Origin of the sequence: Acinetobacter sp. Res13-Abat-PEC15-P4-01, assembly GCF_015676285.1 — a bacterium.
Lineage (GTDB): Bacteria > Pseudomonadota > Gammaproteobacteria > Pseudomonadales > Moraxellaceae > Acinetobacter > Acinetobacter nematophilus.
Window position 1 is genome coordinate 80,177 of the sequence record NZ_JADAIN010000050.1, and the last position, 18,441, is coordinate 98,617.

An 18,441-nucleotide genomic window follows, 5' to 3' on the forward strand; every position below is an offset into this window, starting at 1 on the left:
ACAAAAGCTTTAATCAAAAACTCCTCAACATTTAAATGAAAGAGGAGTTTTTTTGTGAATCAAATGCAAGACAAAATGAATCTCTACTCCGCCCGAACTTTCAGTTCGTAACCTGTATATTTACGGATATTGATCACACCAGTATCCATAATTAGATATTGACCTTTGATTCCTTGTAATTTGCCGCGAATAACCGGAGTCTTGTCAAGGTTATGCGATTTGATCTTTTCAGGATAGATATCGACAGGGTAGACAAATTCACGGGGCAGCTCATCTTCAAGTAATTCAACCGTTTCATTAAACTCAAGATGCTGTGCAAACTCGTCTCGGATGGTTTGAATTTTAGGTGCAAATTCTTGGACTAATTCATTACGGATTTCAATCAGATCAATGGGTTCGGCTTCGCCTTTTAGCAGTTTACGCCAATCCGTTTTATCTGCAACTTGTGAGCCAAACATCACTTCCAGTTGACCTGATAGGCGACGAGAACCCACTTTCATAATCGGTAAAGCTTGTGTTGCACCTTGATCTAACCAGCGTGTTGGCATTTGACCTAAACGGGTAATTCCAACTTTTAAAGCACTTGAATTTGCCAGATAAACAATATGCGGTTGGAAACAAACTTGATGGGCAAAATCATTTTCACGACAGGTGCCCAAGTGGTAGTGACAAGTTTCAGGCTTCATAATACACATATCGCAAGATGCTTTGGTTTTCATGCATTTAAAGCAGTGACCCTGAGAATAAGACTTAGGGGTCTTGGCACCACAGGAAACACAATAGATATTTCCAGTCGCTTCAATCTCAATTTCTTGCCCCAAGCTAAATGGCAGTTCGATTTCTGAGCGATCTAATATAAATTTATATTCAACATTTGCCTTATGCGTTTGCTGATCAGTTAAACTAAGGTCTTTAAGACCTGCATGCATTTTATGACAAATGCCTTGTAGTTCCATGTTTAATTACTCGCTTCAAAAAAGGTGCAGTTATGGCTGAGAAAAATGTCATCACTTCAATGCTAGACGATTTATCGCAACAACAGCCAATTCAAACTGCAGTGTGTATTGGGCAAAATTTGGCGCAATACTCTCAAAATTATTTAATTCAGTGGTCCTATTTTAACGTATCTGAGTTTTTAAATCTGCCTTTTACCCAGCGATATGATTTAGGATTTGTGGTTTTAGATACAGATGAAATGCAACAGCTTTCGGATCTGCATAAATCGCAATTATTGGTGAAGTTGCGTGATCTCTTGGCAAGGCGTATCGTGGTGGCTTGTCGAATCAGTGATGAGCACCTGCTTCGATCATTGGGCTTTACACAATTGATCGACAAGACATCCCATGAAAATGATTTTGCGTTATGGCAGTTTAATATTTTAACTTATAAACATGTGCCGGATTGGTTTAACGCTAAGTTTTGGGCAAATCCCGAAAACTGGAACAAGTTTCGTTGGTAATTGGTTTTTTGATGAGACTAAAATGACATTAAGGCATTGCAAAAATTAACAATTCCAATTTTGTTGAATATCTTAAAGCCAAGTATGCTGTAGTCGTGTCATAAAACTTAAAAAAGGAAAACTTCATGACAGATTTAACAAATATTGTTGAAATTTTAGCAAAACAAGCACTTGGCGGACAACAACAATCACAGGGCGGGCTTGGTGGCGGATTAGGCGGTGTATTAGGTTCAGTACTTGGCGGTTTAGGTGGTCAACAACAGTCACAAGGCGGAGGTTTGGGTGGTGTATTGGGCTCAGTGCTTGGTGGCTTGACAGGGGGGCAGCAGCAACAAGCTCCGCAGGCGAGTGGTTTTAATGCATCTTCATTACTGATTGCCGTTGTTCCATTGGTTTTGGGGTGGATTCAACAGAATGGCGGTTTACAAGGCGCTTTGGCTAAATTACAGGGGGCTGGTTTAGGGGGGCAAGTGCAAAGCTGGGTTGATCCATCACAAGGCAATAGTGGGGTAAATGTCGAACAAATCCAAAGTCTATTTGGCGGTCAACAAGTTGAACAAGTTGCACAGCAGGCCAATGTTCCAACCAATGAAGTGTATGGGGCAATTTCGACTGTACTGCCTCAAATTATTGATTCACTGACACCGCAAGGTGAAGCAACGGATCATAATGAAGCCAATGGTGATATTCAAAATGTATTGAATCTGGTTTCTGGTTTTATGAAATAAATTTTATTTTTACAATAAAAAAGCCAGTGAAGATGTTCTTAACTGGCTTTTGTTGATTTATTTGGACTGAGGTTCAGGATCATCACCAATTGCTTCACTGCTCTTCACTTCACCACTGGCCTTTCTTTTAATATATTTGATTTGACCATAACCTTCAGCATACCATTCATCTAAAGTACCATCGCCAATTTGTGAAACAAAATGACATGCATTGTTGAATTTTAAGGTATTATCATCATTGTCAATCAAAATAAGATTTTCAAAACCAACAAATTCGATATCAACCGTTTTATTATTTTCAGATCTATCCGTGTTGTCTACTTGAGATTCGATAACAGCATTATAAGTCATCTGAAATTTTTGATGTGGCTTGAGGTTGGATGGAAAGGTGGGAAGAGGTGCCTGGTAGGTGGTTTTTACCAATACATCATTGGGATCTGAACCAAGCGCAGCAATACCGTAATCTAAATTCGCCAACATGGTGCGACCTGTAGGGTCGTAGATATAATCCGTTCGAACACCAGCACCTTGTCTCACGATCGCAATTGCATTTTGATTGTTGAAGGTCGTCGGAACAATCTGTATTTCAGTTTCATCGCTATTGTTCAGCGTGAACTTTTTATTAGGTTCAAGCTTAAAACAATCATCTGAATTTGCAGCTTTCAGCGGTTTTTCTTCGACTGCTTTTTCAGCCTGATGCACTGTATTGTCATGCGATTTATTTTTAGAGCATGCAACAGTCAAGATTGAAAGCAGGCTGATAATAACGACAGTTTTGTTCATTTTTATCCTAAACGATAAAGTGTAAATTTCACGACGCTATTTTTAACGATGAGCTGATAAAAAACAACCATATTCTTAACAAATATGGTTGGAGTAAAAGTTGAATTTATAAATTGATTTTAATCTGATAATGCTGTTTTATCTTCCTCTTCATCATCCTCGGTGGAATCCATACCGAGCTCTTTGAGTTTGCGGGTGAGTGTATTGCGTCCCCAGCCAAGTAACTCAGCGGCATGACGTTTGCGACCACGTGTTTGCTGGAGTGCAGCATTAATCAACGTCCGTTCAAACATCGGCGTGGCAATGTCTAAGATTTTCATCTCACCATTTTTTAGTTTTTGAATCGCCCATTGACCTAGAAGTTCATCCCAGTGGTGCAGTGCTATGCGATCAACGCCTGCCTGGATTTGTCCTTGATCATCGGTTTTGCTGATAGGGATCTGTTTCAACTCAGATGGCAAGTCTTCTGGATAAACTTCACGACCCGTGATCATGACAGTCAGCCATCGGCACGTATTTTCCAGTTGACGTACATTACCTGGCCAAGGAAGTTTCTGAATATATTCTTGTGTTTCAGGGCGCAAGATTTTTGGACTTACGCCAAGCTCTTTACCGGCACGTGCTAGAAAGTGCTGTGCCAGCATCGGAATATCTTCGGAGCGATGTGCCAGTTTAGGAATATGGATACGAATAACATTTAAACGATGATACAAGTCTTCGCGGAAACGACCGTCATGTACAAGTTTTTCTAGATCCTGGTGTGTAGCAGCAACAATACGTACATCTACACGTACAGGAATGTGTCCTCCAACACGATAGAACTCGCCGTCAGCCAAAACGCGCAGCAAACGGGTTTGGGTTTCAAACGGCATATCGCCGATTTCATCCAAAAACAGCGTACCGCCGTTGGCCTGCTCGAAACGTCCTTGACGTTGGGTGTTTGCCCCTGTAAATGCACCTTTTTCATGTCCAAATAATTCGGTTTCAATCAAATCTTTTGGAATGGCGGCCATGTTTAAAGCAATAAAAGGTTTACTGCTTCTGGGTGAATGGCGATGCAAAGCATGTGCAACCAATTCTTTCCCTGTTCCTGACTCACCGTTGATTAATACAGTGATATGAGATTGAGAAAGTCGACCGATTGCACGGAAAACTTCTTGCATGGCAGGGGATTCGCCAATGATCTCAGTTGATTGAATCGGTGTCGCTTTAGCCGACTCTTGTTGCTGTAATTTATTGATGTGTAAAATGGCCCGGTTGACCAGCGCAAGTGCTTCATCAATATCAAATGGTTTTGGCAGATACTCAAAGGCACCAGTTTGATAGCTGGATACCGCAGACTCTAAATCCGAGTGTGCTGTCATGATGATCACCGGAAGATCGGGATAACTTCCTTTGACCTTACCTAAAAAGGTAAGACCATCAATACCCGGCATGCGAATATCCGTCAAAATAACATCGGGTGCATGAGTGGGTAACTGATCTAAAGCAGATTGTGCTTCTTCAAAACTGGTGACATCAAAGCCTTCTTCTTTAAATGTTTTTTCCAAGACCCAACGCATGGCACGGTCGTCATCGATCACCCAAATTTTATTATGCGACATGGTTAGACTCCCAAGGTAAATATAGGCTAAATACTGTTTTTCCAGGAACAGATTGACATTCAATCATTCCGTTATGTTGATGCATGATATTTTGTGCAATGCTTAAACCAAGCCCGGTTCCTTTAGCTCGACCTGTGACAAGTGGATAAAACACCGATTCCAGAATTTCTTCGGGTACACCAGGACCGTTATCTTCAATATCAATACGAATGGCTGATTTGTTTAATACGCCATTAATGGTGACCAAACGTTGAATGCGGGTACGCAATATTAATTCGGGTTGATGATCAACGAAGAATTCTCGATTTTCAGTCATCGCCTGAACTGCGTTGACGCTAATATTCAGCATGACTTGAATGAGTTGGTCTCGGTCTGCTTTTACGTCAGGTAAAGAAAGATCGTAGTCACGCGTAATTTTAATTTTTTTCTTGGTTTGGTTGGCGATGAGTGAGCGAACACGTTCCAGCGGTTCATGAACATTGACCGCTTCATAACTTGGAAGTTGACGTGAACCGAGCATGGTATCTGCTAAGTTTCTTAAGCGATCAACTTCACTGATAATAATATCCGTAAATTCTGCATACTGAGGATCGTTCAAGCTTCGGGCCAACAATTGGGTTGCGCCACGGATACCCCCCAATGGATTTTTAATCTCATGTGCAACACCGCGAATGAGCTGTCGTGCGACTTGATGTTGTTGAATGAGATTCTCTTCTTTTGAGATTTTCAGCATCCGATCAATCGGATTCAATTCAATTAATAATAATGGATGATAGGGTTTGCCAGTATTCAGTTGAGATACCGAGTAATCAACATGCATATCTTTAAAATTGACATTGATAATCGCTTCACGCCGTGTATAGGCTTGACCTGTTTTAATCGTGTTTTTGAGTGCATCCAAGGTATTAAAGCTATCGTTTGGTGCATGTAAGATATTGATTACAGGCTGACCAGCCGCACGGAACAAACTAATATCAAACAGGGCTTCGCAAGAGGAATTGAGATAAAAAATATTTAGATTACAATCGACCAAAAGGATTGCTGTGGTTAAATTATCCACAAGCAGTCGATAGTCAATGGTTGGGTATTGATCCATTAGCAGAGCTTTCCTGTCTTAAAATAGCGCAATGGCATCTGCACCTCTATTCTATTTATCCCAATCAAGGGTATTGAATTGATATAAATCGTGCTCATATAAAGCAAGATGCACGCCAACTTTTATTTATTGCGCGGTTTTCTTACATGAATAATAAAAATTGCGCATTTAATGACCTTTCTTCCCGATAGATCAGCAATCACGATATTAAGTTATCATGATAGTGTTCCAAAATAGTGCATTGTTGGAATTTTATTGTTTGATTGGATGTATTTTGGTGCATTATACAAAGAGTCGTGTTTCCACCTGTTTTTATCTTTGGAAAAGTCATACAATACGCGGATTATAGTGGAGCGCAGATTCATGAAGTCCCCCAAAGTCGGTTTTGTATCTTTAGGTTGTCCTAAGGCATTGGTAGATTCTGAACGAATTTTAACTCAGTTGAAAACTGAAGGTTATGATGTTGCATCAGATTATGATGGTGCTGATTTAGTTGTTGTGAACACCTGTGGTTTTATTGAATCTGCAGTACAAGAGTCTTTAGATGCAATTGGCGAAGCCATGAGTGCAAATGGTCGTGTAATTGTTACAGGCTGTTTAGGTAAAGATGAAGACAAGATTCGCCAAATGCACCCCAATGTACTTAAAGTTACAGGTGCGGCTGCATATCAGGAAGTAATGGAAGCTGTACATCAGTATGTTCCAGAGCCACCTAAGCACAACCCTTTTATTGACCTTGTCCCAGAGCAAGGAATTCGTTTGACCCCAAAACATTATGCCTATTTGAAAATATCGGAAGGATGTAACCATCGTTGCACATTCTGTATTATTCCAAGTATGCGTGGTGATCTTGTATCACGTCCTGTTGGTTCAGTGTTGAGTGAAGCGCAAGCATTGAAAAAAGCAGGAGTGAGAGAAGTCTTGGTGATTTCACAAGATACTTCGGCTTATGGTGTGGATACCAAATATAAGCTTGATTTCTGGAATGGCCAGCCTGTTAAAACCAAATTCTATGACATGTGTGAAGCATTGGGTCAATTGGGAATTTGGGTACGTTTACATTATGTTTATCCTTATCCGCATGTGGATGCCGTGATTGACTTAATGGCGCAAGGTAAAATCCTGCCATATCTAGATATTCCTTTTCAACACGCCAGTCCGCGCATCTTAAAATTGATGAAGCGACCAGCCCATAGTGAAAATACATTAGAGCGTTTAAAATTATGGCGTGAGAAATGCCCTGAATTGGTGATTCGCTCTACATTTGTAGTAGGTTTCCCTGGTGAAACTGAAGAAGATTTCCAGATATTACTTGACTGGCTGCAAGAAGCTCAGCTTGATCGTGTAGGTTGTTTTACTTACTCACCTGTTGAAGGTGCGACTGCCAACGATTTACCCGATCACGTTCCAGAGGAAATCAAGCAACAACGCTATGAACGTTTTATGGAAGTTCAGCAGGCGATTTCTGCGGCCAAACTACAACAGCGTATCGGTCAGACGATGACTGTGTTGGTCGATGGACTGGAAGATGAATTCCCAGTGGCTGTTGCGCGTTCTTATGCGGATGCACCTGAAATTGATGGTAACGTATTTGTTGAAGATATCGATAAATCGTTGATTAAGGCAGGTGACTTACTTGAAGTCGAAATCACAGATGCAGATGAATACGATTTATTTGCAAAGTTGATCAAAATTAAATCGGCATAAAAGTAATTGATTTCAAATTGATTGAATACGAATAAAATTGTAGATATAAGTATTGGAGTTTTGTGATGTTAGATTCTAAAAAGCCACGCTATGAGCGCATTTTGCTCAAACTTTCAGGTGAGGCGCTTGCAGGTAATAAAGACATGGGGATCGATGCGCCAGTGTTGGATCAAATGTCTTTATCTATTGCTCATTTGGTAGGTTTAGGTGTGCAAGTGGGTATTGTTGTTGGTGGCGGTAATTTATATCGTGGCAGCCAATTACAAAAAGATGGGCTTGTTGGTCGTGTAACTGGCGATCAAATGGGTATGCTTGCAACTGTCATGAATGGTCTGGCATTACGTGATGCATTGGTGCGTCGTAACATTAAAACACGTTTAATGTCTGCGCTTCCAATTGGTGCGGTGGTTGAGTCTTATTCAAGCCGTGATGCAATTCGTCATTTAACTCAAGGCGAAGTTTGTGTATTCGTCGCGGGTACTGGCAACCCATTTTTTACGACCGATACAGCAGCGTGTTTGCGTGGTATTGAGATCGAAGCTGACCTGATCTTGAAAGCAACGAAAGTGGATGGTGTCTACAATAAAGACCCAAGTAAATATGATGATGCAATTAAATATGATCATTTAAGTTTCGATCAAGTTTTAGATGAGAAACTTGGTGTAATGGATTTGACGGCAATTTGTTTGTGTCGTGACCATAATGTGCCACTACAAGTGTTTGATATGAACAAATCAGGCGCATTACTTTCTGTAGTGATGGGGGAAAAAGAGGGTACACACGTTACAAACTAATGTACGTGTGGGATAAAGCTCTTTATACTACTGCAATTTTACGTTATACACATTTATAAGTAAGGAAGATCATATGATTAACGATCTTAAAAAAGACGCTGAAGACCGTATGAACAAATCATTAGAGTCTTTGGAGCATGGTTTTGCAAAGGTTCGTACAGGTCGTGCGCATCCATCAATCCTCAATGGTGTTATGGTTCCTTACTATGGTTCTGATGTGCCATTAAACCAAGTTGCAAACGTTGGTGTTGAAGATTCACGTACTTTATTGGTACAGCCGTTTGAGCGTTCAATGGTATCTGCAATTGATAAAGCGATTCGTGAATCTGACTTGGGTTTAAACCCTGTGACTGCTGACTCAATTCGTGTGCCGATGGCTGCATTGACTGAAGAAACCCGTAAGGATATGCAGAAAGTTGCGCGTAATGAAGCTGAAAATGCAAAAGTTGCGATCCGCAACATTCGCCGTGATGTTTTGGGTGATATTAAGTCATTGTTGAAAGATAAAGAGATTTCTGAAGATGATGAGCGTCGTGCAGGTGATGATATCCAAAAAATTACAGACAAGTTTGTTGCTGAAGTAGATAAACGTCTTGCTGCTAAAGAAGCTGAATTGATGAAGGTCTAAGATTTATAATGACCACATCTGAAGACAACCATCTTCCAAAACATGTTGCCATCATTATGGATGGCAACAATCGTTTTGCTAAAAAGAAACAGCTACAAAAAGGCGATGGACACCGTGAAGGTAAAAATGTCCTTGATCCAATTGTAGAGCATTGCTGTAAAGTGGGTGTTCAAGCTCTGACTGTGTTTGCGTTTTCAAGTGAAAATTGGAATAGACCGCAGTATGAGGTTGATTTGTTAATGAAATTGTTGGAAGAAACAATTCATGAGCAGATCCCCCGTATGGAAAAATTCGAAATCGCGTTGAGATTTATTGGTGATCGTAGTCGGCTTTCTCCAGAGCTACGTGAATTAATGTTGCATGCTGAACAAAGGACTGCTAAGTTCAGTAACATGACTTTAACAATTGCTGTGAGTTATGGTGGTATGTGGGACATTACGGATACTGCACGTAAACTTGCGCAACAAGTTAAAGATCAAAAAATTGATGTGAATCAAATCAATACTGAATTATTTGCACAACAAATAAGTTTAGGGGATTTGCCACCTGTAGATTTGTTGATTCGTACTGGCGGCGATTACCGATTATCTAACTTTTTATTGTGGCAAGCTGCCTATGCTGAGTTGTATTTTACTCAGACGCTGTGGCCTGAGTTTACAGTACAAGAACTGGATTATGCGTTTAATATTTTTTCAGGGCGAGAAAGACGTTTCGGAAAAACATCTGAACAAATTCAACAAGAACATATAGAGAACTGAGAATGTTAGAGCGGATTATAACCGCATTGGTGTTGGTTGCAGTCGTGCTGAGTTGCATGTTTGCAACAAAATCACAATATCCGATGTTAGTGTTAATGATTATCGCAGCTGGGGCGGCAGGCTATGAGTGGTTTAAACTCATGCCACATGAATCTGACTCTGTAAAAAAATTAAAAGCTGCTGGATTTGGTTTACTGACCGCTATTTTTTCTGGTTTAGCATTATATTTTAATGATTTGGCACTTATCCTCTGGAGTGCATCTATCCTCACTTGGTTGTGTAGTCTGTATTGGGTTAAAAATTATCCTGAATATGATGGCTGGTACAACGTTACGTTAAATATCGTTGGACTGGTACTGATCAGTGCTGCGGTCACCGCTATTTTCGAAGTATGGAAGAGTTCACCGTGGTGGCTGATGTATCTGTTTCTTTTGGTTTGGGGGGCAGACAGTGGCGCATATTTTGTTGGACGTAAATTCGGCAAACGCAAACTGGCACCGGATGTTAGTCCCAATAAATCCATTGAAGGTTTAATTGGCGGGATTGTGACAGTTGCTATTGTTATTGTCATTGTTCAATCGATTTACCTGCATTTAACGCTTTCACAACATATTCTTTTCCTTGTTCTGTCTATTGTGACGGTATTTAGTTCAGTATTGGGCGATCTGTTTGAGTCCATGATTAAACGTCGCGCTGGAATTAAAGATTCAGGTCGTATTCTCCCAGGACATGGTGGAGTGCTTGACCGTATTGATTCATTGCTTGCTGCAGCTCCAATTTTTGCAGCGGGAATGTATGTTTTAAAACTTATTGGTGTAGATTTATAGATGTCACAATCTGTTTGTATATTAGGTGTTACAGGTTCTATCGGGCGCAGTACTTTAAAAATCTTAGAACAGCATCCAGATCAGTATTCGGTTTTTGCTGTGACTGGTTATAGCCGAATAGAAGAACTCAGTGAAATATGCAAACAGTATCGACCGAAATGTGTGGTTGTTCCTTCAACGAAGGTGGAAGAACTACAACAACGTTTGCAAGCATATCAAATCACTGAGATCGAGATTTTAACTGATGAAGATGGTTTGATTGAGGTCTCTAAACATCCAGAGGTGGATGTGGTGATGGCTGCAATCGTTGGGGCTGCTGGCTTGCTCCCTACATTGGCTGCAGTGAAAGCGGGTAAACGTGTTCTGCTTGCAAACAAAGAAGCCTTGGTGATGTCAGGGGATATCATGCTGCAAGCAGCTCAAGAACATGGTGCTCTATTACTGCCCGTGGATTCTGAGCACAATGCAATTTTTCAATGTCTACCGCAAAATTATTTACAGATTGAGCGTCAAGGCGAACCGTTGCTGGGTGTAAAACAGGTTTTGTTGACCGCTTCAGGCGGTCCTTTTTTGAACCATACGCTTGAACAACTTGAAACAGTTACACCAGCACAGGCCTGTAAGCATCCGAATTGGTCAATGGGACAAAAAATTTCAGTTGATTCTGCAACCTTGATGAATAAAGGTTTGGAATTAATCGAAGCGTGTCATTTATTTTCAATTAAAGAACAATTTGTTACAGTTGTTGTTCATCCACAAAGTATCATTCATTCAATGGTTCAGTATGTGGATGGTTCGACTTTGGCTCAAATGGGTAATCCAGATATGTGTACCCCGATTGCACATGCACTTGCATGGCCTGAGCGGATTCATACACATGTGCCACCATTAGATCTATTCATCCATTCACAACTTGATTTTCAAGCACCTGATATTGTTCGTTTTCCAGCGCTTAAATTGGCTCGTCAAGCCATGCAATCTGGAGGATTGGCACCATCCATTCTCAATGCAGCCAATGAAATAGCTGTTGCAGCATTTCTACAGGAAAAGATTGCATTCTTGGAAATTTCACAAGTGGTTGAACATACTTTAAATCACGTTCAAAATGGTTCAGCAGATTCGATTGAAACGATTTTGCAGACAGATCAACTTGCTCGCCAAGTTGCTTCACAACGCATTACACAATTGGGAAGCTGATCATGAGTGTTCTATTTATCATTGTTGCTGCAATTTTGCTATTAGGTCCTTTGATTGCAATTCATGAATTTGGACATTATTGGGTAGCACGTAAACTGGGTGTAAAAGTCCTTGTTTATTCAATTGGATTTGGTCCAACTTTATTGAAATGGACCTCTAAAAAATCCGGTATTCAATATCAACTGTCAGCTTTACCGCTAGGTGGTTATGTCAAAATGCTGGATGAGCGTGAGGGCAATGTCAGTGCAGAAGATCTGCCTTTTGCATTTAACCGTCAGTCTCCGTGGAAGCGGATTGCGATTGTTGCGGCAGGTCCATTCATTAACCTGATTTTCGCTATTTTATTATTTTGGGTGTTATTTTTACCTGCACAAGAACAACTGAATACACGTGTAGGTGCTGTTTTACCCAATACGCCTGCGGCGACAACTCAGATGCAGGTGGGTGATAAAATTGTTGCGATTGATGGTACACAAGCAAGTACATGGGAAAAGCTGAATTACGCAATTGTCGATCGTGTTGGCGAAACTGGTCATATTGATGTACAAGTTGAGCGTAATGGGCAAGCACAAAGTTTTGCTTTACCGATCAAAGATTTCTTAAAGGATCAAAGTCAGTCACCATTTGATGTGCTTGGTTTCACCCCTTATCGACCGCATATTCCAGCCACCGTTTATAAATTAAGTGCAGATGGTGCTGCAATTCGCCAAGGCATGAAAGAGGGTGATCAAATCATTTCGATCAATCAAGTAAAAATGAAAGATTGGTTTGATGTGGTCGATGTGGTACAAAAATCACCTGAAAAATTACTCAATGTAGATGTATTGCGCCAAGGGCAAATTGTACATTTACAGGTCATGCCTCAAGGTAAGCGTGACAACATGGGGAATGTGACAGGAATGTTGGGTGTGCAGGCACAGACCGATAAACTTTCTATTCCTGCTGAATATAAGCAGACCATTCAATATAATCCTGCTGAAGCATTTGTTGTTGCTGTTGAAAAAACAGGACAACTTTCAGCAATGATTTTGAATTCTATGGTGAAAATGGTACGTGGTTTAATTGGATTGGATAATTTATCTGGTCCGATTACCATTGCTAAAGTCGCTGGTCAAAGTGCTGAAATGGGGTGGCAAACTTTCATTTCTTTTATGGCTTTGATGAGTGTAAGTTTGGGGATTTTAAATTTATTGCCTATTCCGATGCTAGATGGCGGACATTTGGTTTACTACATTATCGAAGCAATTCGTGGTAAGCCTGTTTCTGAACAAATACAATTGGTTGGGCTAAAAATTGGTATGGTACTGCTCGGAAGCATGATGCTTCTTGCAATATTTAATGATTTTATGCGTTTATAACGCGATACTGGATTAACTTACTGGAAAATAATAGGCATGCAGCACTCACATTTATTTATGCCATTGGCACTCGTTAGTGCAATGGCAGCTGTACAGCAAGTACACGCGGCAGATGAGTTCATTGCACGTGATATTCGTGTAGATGGATTGGTTCGTTTAACGCAACAAAATGTTCTTGCACTTTTACCAATAAATAGTGGTGACCGTGTTAGTGATCCAGTTATCGCAGAGTCTATCCGCGCTTTGTATGCATCCAATCTTTTTGATGATATTCAAGCTTCAAATCAAGATAATCTGTTGGTTTTCAAAGTTGTCGAACGTCCTGTTATTTCAAAGATCAACTTTAAAGGCAACAAACTCATTCCGAAAGAAGCTTTAACAGACGGCTTAAAGAAAATGGGTTTGGCTGAGGGTGAAGTTCTCAAGAAATCAGCCTTACAAACTTTAGAAACAGAATTAGAGCAGCAATACGCACAACAGGGGCGTTACGATGCTGACATTAAAGTTGAGCAGGTTGCGCGACCAAACAACCGGGTTGAATTGAATATCAATTTTAATGAAGGAAAGGCTGCTAAAGTTTTTGATATCAATATTATTGGTAATACTGTAGTTAGTGATGATGATATCAAGCAAGCATTTGCCGTCAAAGAAAGTGGTTGGCTTTCTGTAATCTCCCGTAATGACCGCTATGCACGTGAAAAAATGTCTGCGAGTTTGGAGTCACTACGTGCATTGTATTTGAACAAAGGTTATATCAACTTTGATATTAACAGTTCAAACCTCAATCTGAGCGAAGACAAAAAACATATTTTTATTGAAGTTTCAGTCAATGAGGGGGAGCAATTTAAATTTGGCGAGTCTAAATTCTTAGGTGATGCGTTATATAAACCTGATGAACTCAAAGCATTGCAAATTTATAAAGACGGTACAACGTATTCACAAGAAAAAGTCAATGCCGTAAAACAACTCTTACTTCGTAAATATGGTAATGCAGGCTATTACTATGCTGAAGTGAATGTGGTTCCAGAAATTAACAATGAAACCCATACGGTTGATTTAAACTACTATATCAATCCAGGTCAACAGGTTACGGTTCGGCGTATTAATTTCACGGGCAATACCAAAACTGCTGATGAAGTGCTGCGTCGTGAAATGCGTCAAATGGAAGGTGCTTTGGCGAGCAATGAAAAGATTGACTTGTCTAAAGTGCGTTTGGAACGTACCGGTTTCTTTAGCAAAGTCGATATCAAACCAGTGCGTGTACCGAATACACCTGATCAGATGGACTTGAATATTGATGTTGAAGAGCAGCATTCAGGAACAAGTACCTTAGCGGTCGGCTATTCTCAAAACGGTGGTATCACGTTCCAAGCAGGTTTAAGTCAAACCAACTTTATGGGTACGGGTAACCGTGTTGCAATTGACTTGTCCCGTTCAGAAACACAAGATTATTATAATTTAAGTGTGACAGATCCATACTTTACCATTGATGGTGTAAGTCGTGGCTATAATATGTACTATCGTAAAACCAAACTGAATGACAACTATAACGTCAACAACTATGTCACTGACAGTATTGGTGGTGGGCTTACCTTTGGTTATCCAATTGATGAAAACCAAAATATTAGTGCAGGTTTAAATATTGACCAAACCAAGGTAACGACAGGTCCATATGTTTCAACCTATGTTCGTGATTATTTATTAGCAAATGGCGGTAAGGCTAAAGGAGGTCAGGGTCGCTATTGTCCAAGTGGATTACTACAAGATTACAACCCTAATGATGATAAAAATATTTCGACTTGCGGGGAAAATGACGATAAATGGGAAACCTTTGATAATGAGTTCGAGGGTACTTATTTAACCTATAATCTAAATTTAGGTTGGTCATACAACACGCTAAACCGTCCGATTTTCCCAACCAGTGGTACAGCGCATCGAGTCAATGCTGAAATTGCATTACCAGGTAGTGATGTTGAATATCAAAAGATCACTTATGATGCGCAGACTTATTTTCCATTAGGGCATGATTTTGTGTTACGTGGCTATGGTAAGTTAGGTTATGGTAATGATTTACCATTCTACAAAAACTTCTATGCGGGTGGTTTTGGTTCGGTGCGCGGTTATGACAACAGTACCTTGGGTCCCAAATATCCTGGTGTAACATATAATGAAAGCCACACTAAAGATTATGACCCTGAAGAAGTCGGTGGTAATGCTTTAATACAGTTCGGTACAGAGCTGGCGCTACCTGTACCATTCAAAGGCGATTGGGCACGCCAGATTCGACCTGTGATTTTTGTCGAAGGCGCACAAGTTTTTGATACCAACTGTAATACGGCAACTGGTAAGTTATATTGGGAAGGTGGTGATAGTGATAAAGGTGTCGATGCAAAACAATATTGTAAAGACAATTATGACTTTGATTTAAGCAACATGCGTTACAGTGCCGGTGTAGGCTTTACATGGATCACCATGATTGGTCCACTTTCATTGAGTTATGCATATCCATTGAATGATAAACCAGGCGATCAAACCAAGAATATCCAATTCGAGATTGGTCGTACTTTCTAAGTACGATCTTTCTTTAATATTTAAAGACCATAAGGAACAAATATGAAAACAATGAAAATGATGGTGATGGGCTTAGGCTTGGGGTTTGCTGGACTTGTTCAAGCCGCAGGCTTCGGTGTGGTTGACTTGGAAAAAGTTGTAGAGAGTAGCACTTTCCTAAAACAGCAAAATGCAAGTTTAGAGCAATCTGTTAAACCGCAAACCACGAAATTGGAGCAAATCACCAAAGATATTGAAGCGTTAAAGCAAAAAGCTCAAGCTCAAGGTGCAAATGTTCAGCAAATCAATGCGCAATATCAAGCCAAAGTCAATGAATTCCAAACCATTCAGCAAGGTGTACAGGCAAAAGTTCAGAGCACAATTCAAAATACCAATGTAACTTTTGAAACACGTGTAAAGCAAGCTGCTGAACAATTGCGCCAAGAAGCAGGTTTGGACTTTATTTTGAATAAAAATTCAGCACTTGCGTATGACGCAAAGAATGATTTAACTGCTAAAATGATCCAAAAGGTTAATGCAATTAAATAATCAATGCGATCAAATCAATTTCATCTCGATGAATTAGCTCAACTTGTCCAAGGTGAGCTAATTGGTCAACCAAAGCTGCTGCTCAGCGGACTTGCCAGTTTAGAACAGGCTCAATCCAATCATATTGCTTTTGTCAATGGTGATAAATATTTAGCCGAAGCCCAGAATTCTAAAGCAGGTGCTTTAATTGTAACAGCCGCGTTAAAAGAGCAACTTGCCAATCATCAAAATTTTATTGTAGTTGCAAATCCATATCTTGCCTTTGCAATGCTCACGCATCAATTTGAAATTAAGCTAATAAAGCGTGGGATTGAGCCTACAGCTCAAATCTCTCCATCTGCGATTATTGCAGATGATGCCTATATCGGTCATTATGTGGTGATCGGCGAAGATTGTGTAATCGGTTCAAATACGATTGTCCAATCCAATACCCGAATTGATGATGGGGTTGAAATTGGCAGAGATTGCTTTATTGATTCTCAAGTCACACTGACTGGTCAGACCAAGATTGCAGACCGTGTTCGAATTCATGCCAATACTGTGATTGGCGGTGAGGGTTTCGGATTTGCGCCCTATCAAGGAAAATGGAATCGTATCGCACAGCTGGGTTCGGTACGTATCGGAAATGATGTGCGGATCGGTTCAAACTGCAGTGTAGATCGCGGTGCCTTGGATGATACGATTATCCATGATGGTGTCATTATTGATAATCTTGTGCAAATCGCGCATAACGTACAGATTGGTGCGAATACCGCAATCGCAGCGAAGTGTGGTATTGCAGGCAGTACGATTATTGGCAAAAACTGTATCTTTGCCGGTGCTGTTGGTGTAGTTGGTCACATAAAAATTGCAGATAATGTGACAATTACTGGAATGTCAATGGTCACAAAAAGTATTTCTGAAGCGGGTTCTTATTCTTCAGGAACTGGACAATTTGAAACAAATCATTGGAGAAGAACAGTTGTTCGTTTAAGACAATTAGCAGATGTGCCATTGACCAAATTGGTGAAACAAATAGATCATATGCAGGCTCAAATCGAGTCCATTGAATCAACTTTAAAGTCGCGTAAATAATTATGACTGAGTCTAAATCTCTACCTTTTACGGTTCCTGAATTACCAATGCAAACCCAAACGATTCGTGAGTATCTTCCTCACCGTTATCCGTTCTTGCTTGTAGATCGCGTAACTGAAGTTACAGAGAATGGGATTGTAGGATACAAAAACGTTTCAATTAATGAAGAATTTATGCAGGGTCATTTCCCGGGCTATCCAATTATGCCGGGTGTTTTGATCGTTGAGGCGATGGCACAGGTTTCTGGTGTGCTTGGTTTTATCATGAATAATGAAAAACCTCGACCTGGTTCATTGTTCTTATTCGCCGGGGCTGAAAAAATACGATTTAAAAAACAAGTCGTACCAGGTGACCAACTCGTGCTAAAATCTGAATTACTCATGCAAAAACGTGGCATTTACAAGTATTTATGTACTGCCAGTGTTGACGGCGTGGTAGCAGCGACAGCTGAAATTATCATTTCTCATCAGAAATTAGAGCAGGCATGAGCAGTAACGATTTAATACACCCAACCGCTATTATTGACTCTTCTGCAGTGATAGCACCTGATGTTCAAATTGGTCCATACTGTATTATTGGACCTCAAGTGACCATTGGTGCTGGTACCAAACTCCATTCGCATGTTGTGATTGGCGGTTTTACCCGAATTGGAAAAAACAACGAAATTTTTCAGTTTGCAAGTGTCGGTGAAATTTGTCAGGATTTAAAATATCAAGGTGAAGAAACTTGGTTGGAAATCGGTGACAACAACAAGATCCGTGAACATTGCAGCCTTCACCGAGGCACTGTACAAGATCATGGACTCACCAAAGTGGGTAGCAACAATCTACTGATGGTCAATACCCATATCGCACACGATTGTCAGATTGGAAATAACAATATTTTTGCAAATAATGTCGGTATTGCCGGTCATGTTCATATCGGTGACTTTGTCATTGTTGGCGGGAACTCGGGTATTCATCAGTTCTGTAAGATCGACTCTTACAGCATGATTGGTGGAGCATCACTGATCCTGAAAGATGTGCCTGCATACGTTATGGTTTCTGGTAATCCTGCACATGCATATGGTATGAATGTTGAGGGTATGCGTCGTAAAGGCTGGTCTAAGAATGTGATTCAAGGCTTAAGAGAGTCTTTTAAATTGATCTACAAAGAAAATTTAACTACTGAGCAGGCAATTGAACGCATTCGCCAAGAGATTCTTCCTGAAGTGGAGGAAGCACAATTGCTGATTGATTCTGTATTGGAATCTAAACGTGGTATCGTGCGTTAATTACTGCAAGATAAAAATCAAGTAAAAAAATGCCTCTGGATAGAGGCATTTTTTAT

At 40.3% G+C, this 18,441-nt stretch carries 18 protein-coding genes; 14 read left to right on the forward strand and 4 right to left on the reverse strand.

The window, feature by feature from the left end:
- Positions 1-83 precede the first annotated feature (83 nt).
- On the reverse strand, positions 84-956 hold the full coding sequence (locus IMO47_RS17395) for a DUF2797 domain-containing protein (protein WP_196075296.1): 873 nt from the start codon (positions 954-956) through the stop codon (positions 84-86).
- Between the two features lie 32 nt (positions 957-988).
- Here IMO47_RS17395 and IMO47_RS17400 point away from each other — a divergent pair, with 32 nt between their 5' ends.
- Together IMO47_RS17400 and IMO47_RS17405 are read left to right on the forward strand one after the other, a co-directional pair.
- A complete protein-coding gene (locus IMO47_RS17400; protein WP_196075297.1) occupies positions 989-1,459 on the forward strand; it encodes a DUF6231 family protein in 471 nt (156 codons plus the stop codon).
- 125 nt (positions 1,460-1,584) lie between these two features.
- Complete coding sequence (locus IMO47_RS17405) at positions 1,585-2,187, forward strand: YidB family protein (RefSeq protein ID WP_196075298.1); 603 nt, start codon at positions 1,585-1,587, stop codon at positions 2,185-2,187.
- Positions 2,188-2,244: 57 nt separating this feature from the next.
- Here the strand turns inward: IMO47_RS17405 and IMO47_RS17410 are convergent, their stop codons facing one another.
- The 3 genes from IMO47_RS17410 to glnL form a co-directional block, all read right to left on the reverse strand.
- Positions 2,245-2,970: a hypothetical protein gene (locus tag IMO47_RS17410; RefSeq protein WP_196075299.1), complete on the reverse strand. Its 726-nt coding sequence runs from the start codon at positions 2,968-2,970 to the stop codon at positions 2,245-2,247.
- Positions 2,971-3,089: 119 nt separating this feature from the next.
- Entirely contained in the window at positions 3,090-4,574 is a 1,485-nt protein-coding gene (gene glnG, locus IMO47_RS17415) for a nitrogen regulation protein NR(I) (RefSeq protein WP_196075300.1), read from the reverse strand.
- The gene (gene glnL / locus IMO47_RS17420; RefSeq protein ID WP_196075301.1) at positions 4,564-5,670 is read right to left on the reverse strand and encodes a nitrogen regulation protein NR(II); all 1,107 of its coding nucleotides are present in this window, start codon (positions 5,668-5,670) and stop codon (positions 4,564-4,566) included. Before glnL ends, glnG begins: the two co-directional genes overlap by 11 nt.
- A gap of 363 nt (positions 5,671-6,033) precedes the next feature.
- Here glnL and rimO point away from each other — a divergent pair, with 363 nt between their 5' ends.
- The 12 genes from rimO (at position 6,034) to lpxA (ending at position 18,385) form a co-directional block, all read left to right on the forward strand.
- Entirely contained in the window at positions 6,034-7,377 is a 1,344-nt protein-coding gene (gene rimO, locus IMO47_RS17425) for a 30S ribosomal protein S12 methylthiotransferase RimO (RefSeq protein WP_196075302.1), read from the forward strand.
- A gap of 65 nt (positions 7,378-7,442) precedes the next feature.
- A complete protein-coding gene (gene pyrH, locus IMO47_RS17430) occupies positions 7,443-8,171 on the forward strand; it encodes a UMP kinase (protein WP_004830468.1) in 729 nt (242 codons plus the stop codon).
- Between the two features lie 73 nt (positions 8,172-8,244).
- Positions 8,245-8,799 (forward strand): ribosome recycling factor, encoded by a 555-nt coding sequence (gene frr / locus IMO47_RS17435; protein WP_196075303.1) that lies wholly within the window; start codon positions 8,245-8,247, stop codon positions 8,797-8,799.
- A gap of 8 nt (positions 8,800-8,807) precedes the next feature.
- Entirely contained in the window at positions 8,808-9,557 is a 750-nt protein-coding gene (gene uppS, locus IMO47_RS17440) for a polyprenyl diphosphate synthase (protein WP_196075304.1), read from the forward strand.
- 2 nt (positions 9,558-9,559) lie between these two features.
- The gene (locus IMO47_RS17445; protein WP_196075305.1) at positions 9,560-10,384 is read left to right on the forward strand and encodes a CDP-archaeol synthase; all 825 of its coding nucleotides are present in this window, start codon (positions 9,560-9,562) and stop codon (positions 10,382-10,384) included.
- Positions 10,385-11,581 carry a 1-deoxy-D-xylulose-5-phosphate reductoisomerase gene (gene ispC / locus IMO47_RS17450; protein ID WP_196075306.1) on the forward strand — a complete coding sequence of 399 codons (1,197 nt, stop codon included), beginning with the start codon at positions 10,385-10,387 and terminating at the stop codon, positions 11,579-11,581.
- A 2-nt stretch (positions 11,582-11,583) separates the two neighbouring features.
- A complete protein-coding gene (rseP, locus tag IMO47_RS17455; RefSeq protein WP_196075307.1) occupies positions 11,584-12,939 on the forward strand; it encodes an RIP metalloprotease RseP in 1,356 nt (451 codons plus the stop codon).
- A gap of 36 nt (positions 12,940-12,975) precedes the next feature.
- Positions 12,976-15,510 (forward strand): outer membrane protein assembly factor BamA, encoded by a 2,535-nt coding sequence (bamA, locus tag IMO47_RS17460; protein ID WP_196075308.1) that lies wholly within the window; start codon positions 12,976-12,978, stop codon positions 15,508-15,510.
- Between the two features lie 42 nt (positions 15,511-15,552).
- Complete coding sequence (locus IMO47_RS17465) at positions 15,553-16,038, forward strand: OmpH family outer membrane protein (RefSeq protein ID WP_196075309.1); 486 nt, start codon at positions 15,553-15,555, stop codon at positions 16,036-16,038.
- Positions 16,039-16,041: 3 nt separating this feature from the next.
- Positions 16,042-17,112, forward strand: a complete 1,071-nt coding sequence (gene lpxD / locus IMO47_RS17470) for a UDP-3-O-(3-hydroxymyristoyl)glucosamine N-acyltransferase (protein WP_196075310.1) — start codon at positions 16,042-16,044, stop codon at positions 17,110-17,112.
- A gap of 2 nt (positions 17,113-17,114) precedes the next feature.
- Positions 17,115-17,600, forward strand: coding sequence for a 3-hydroxyacyl-ACP dehydratase FabZ (gene fabZ, locus IMO47_RS17475; protein WP_004719745.1), 486 nt, complete (start codon positions 17,115-17,117; stop codon positions 17,598-17,600).
- On the forward strand, positions 17,597-18,385 hold the full coding sequence (gene lpxA, locus IMO47_RS17480) for an acyl-ACP--UDP-N-acetylglucosamine O-acyltransferase (protein WP_196075311.1): 789 nt from the start codon (positions 17,597-17,599) through the stop codon (positions 18,383-18,385). The genes fabZ and lpxA overlap by 4 nt, the downstream gene beginning before the upstream one ends.
- Positions 18,386-18,441 lie beyond the last annotated feature (56 nt).

What these genes read in the sequence shown, in the direction of transcription:
- IMO47_RS17395 (WP_196075296.1), bottom strand. Translation starts at nt 956, where the DNA reads ATGGAACTACAAGGCATTTGTCATAAAATGCATGCAGGTCTTAAAGAC.
- IMO47_RS17400 (WP_196075297.1), top strand. Translation starts at nt 989, where the DNA reads ATGGCTGAGAAAAATGTCATCACTTCAATGCTAGACGATTTATCGCAA.
- IMO47_RS17405 (WP_196075298.1), top strand. Translation starts at nt 1,585, where the DNA reads ATGACAGATTTAACAAATATTGTTGAAATTTTAGCAAAACAAGCACTT.
- IMO47_RS17410 (WP_196075299.1), bottom strand. Translation starts at nt 2,970, where the DNA reads ATGAACAAAACTGTCGTTATTATCAGCCTGCTTTCAATCTTGACTGTT.
- glnG (WP_196075300.1), bottom strand. Translation starts at nt 4,574, where the DNA reads ATGTCGCATAATAAAATTTGGGTGATCGATGACGACCGTGCCATGCGT.
- glnL (WP_196075301.1), bottom strand. Translation starts at nt 5,670, where the DNA reads ATGGATCAATACCCAACCATTGACTATCGACTGCTTGTGGATAATTTA.
- rimO (WP_196075302.1), top strand. Translation starts at nt 6,034, where the DNA reads ATGAAGTCCCCCAAAGTCGGTTTTGTATCTTTAGGTTGTCCTAAGGCA.
- pyrH (WP_004830468.1), top strand. Translation starts at nt 7,443, where the DNA reads ATGTTAGATTCTAAAAAGCCACGCTATGAGCGCATTTTGCTCAAACTT.
- frr (WP_196075303.1), top strand. Translation starts at nt 8,245, where the DNA reads ATGATTAACGATCTTAAAAAAGACGCTGAAGACCGTATGAACAAATCA.
- uppS (WP_196075304.1), top strand. Translation starts at nt 8,808, where the DNA reads ATGACCACATCTGAAGACAACCATCTTCCAAAACATGTTGCCATCATT.
- IMO47_RS17445 (WP_196075305.1), top strand. Translation starts at nt 9,560, where the DNA reads ATGTTAGAGCGGATTATAACCGCATTGGTGTTGGTTGCAGTCGTGCTG.
- ispC (WP_196075306.1), top strand. Translation starts at nt 10,385, where the DNA reads ATGTCACAATCTGTTTGTATATTAGGTGTTACAGGTTCTATCGGGCGC.
- rseP (WP_196075307.1), top strand. Translation starts at nt 11,584, where the DNA reads ATGAGTGTTCTATTTATCATTGTTGCTGCAATTTTGCTATTAGGTCCT.
- bamA (WP_196075308.1), top strand. Translation starts at nt 12,976, where the DNA reads ATGCAGCACTCACATTTATTTATGCCATTGGCACTCGTTAGTGCAATG.
- IMO47_RS17465 (WP_196075309.1), top strand. Translation starts at nt 15,553, where the DNA reads ATGAAAACAATGAAAATGATGGTGATGGGCTTAGGCTTGGGGTTTGCT.
- lpxD (WP_196075310.1), top strand. Translation starts at nt 16,042, where the DNA reads ATGCGATCAAATCAATTTCATCTCGATGAATTAGCTCAACTTGTCCAA.
- fabZ (WP_004719745.1), top strand. Translation starts at nt 17,115, where the DNA reads ATGACTGAGTCTAAATCTCTACCTTTTACGGTTCCTGAATTACCAATG.
- lpxA (WP_196075311.1), top strand. Translation starts at nt 17,597, where the DNA reads ATGAGCAGTAACGATTTAATACACCCAACCGCTATTATTGACTCTTCT.